Origin of the sequence: Sulfuricurvum sp. RIFCSPLOWO2_12_FULL_43_24 (assembly GCF_001829605.1) — a bacterium.
GTDB lineage: Bacteria > Campylobacterota > Campylobacteria > Campylobacterales > Sulfurimonadaceae > Sulfuricurvum.
Window position 1 is genome coordinate 1 of sequence record NZ_MIBT01000076.1, and the last position, 1076, is coordinate 1076.

Consider the following 1076-nt stretch of genomic DNA (forward strand, 5'->3'; position numbering starts at 1 on the left):
AAACAGCGTGATGCAATCACCTCTGAGCAGGCAGGGACGACACGTGATGTCAAAAAACGTGTTGCCGTAGTGGTAGACAAAGAGGTAGAGATCCTCGATACGGGTGGATTGGATGAGGGGTGTGAACTCTTTGACCGCATTAAAGAGAAATCTCTCAAAGCGGCACATGAAGCCGATATCATCCTTTTTATGGTGGATGGGAAAAGTCTCCCTGAAGAGGATGATAAAAAACTCTTTTACGAGCTTGAATCGATGGGGAAAGCGATTGCTTTGGTCGTTAACAAAATCGATAATGACAAGATGCAGGAAAAATTGTGGGAATATTATGAATTTGGAACGAACCGAATTTTCGGTATTTCCGTTTCCCATAATCGTTCGGTTTTACCGCTTCTCAACTGGATCGCTTCCGAACTTCCTGAATCCTCTATTGTCAAGCCTGAGGGTGAAACGGTAGAAGAAGATGAGATGGACGGATTTGATGCGGCACTAAAAGCCTCATCAGATGATGAAGAGTTCGATGAAGAGGATGAAGACGATGGATTCTTTATCCCTGAAGAGGATGGTGAAGAAGAGGAGACCTCGATTGAAGCGCTCGAAGAGGCGTATCGCGGAATCGTCAAAGAGTACGAAGCGGGTGATGTCAACCAGATGAAAGTAGCGATCATTGGTCGCGTTAACGTCGGTAAAAGCTCACTCCTCAACGCACTCCTCGGAGAAGACCGTTCAGTGGTGAGTTCCGTTGCAGGGACAACCATCGACCCAATCGATGAAATGGTGGAGTATGCGGATAAAAAGATCACTTTTATCGATACCGCAGGGATTCGTAAGCGGGGGAAAATCCTCGGGATCGAAAAATACGCCCTTATGCGTACCGAAGAGATGTTGGAAACGGCGGATATCGCCCTTCTCGTACTTGATGCGTCCCAACCGTTTATGGATTTGGATGAGAAAATTGCGGGGTTTGTCGATAAAAACCGACTTGCGTGTTTGATCGTTCTCAACAAATGGGATCTGGCACCGAAAGAAGATTACGACAAAATTATGACAGAAGTACGAGACCGTTTTAAATTTTTGAG

1 protein-coding gene is annotated in these 1076 nt (G+C 45.7%); it reads left to right on the forward strand.

Features of this window, described 5'->3' with window-relative positions; translation table 11 throughout:
• Positions 1-1076, forward strand: a 1076-nt coding sequence (locus A3G19_RS07155) for a GTP-binding protein (protein WP_294871611.1), incomplete at both ends; no start/stop codon positions are given.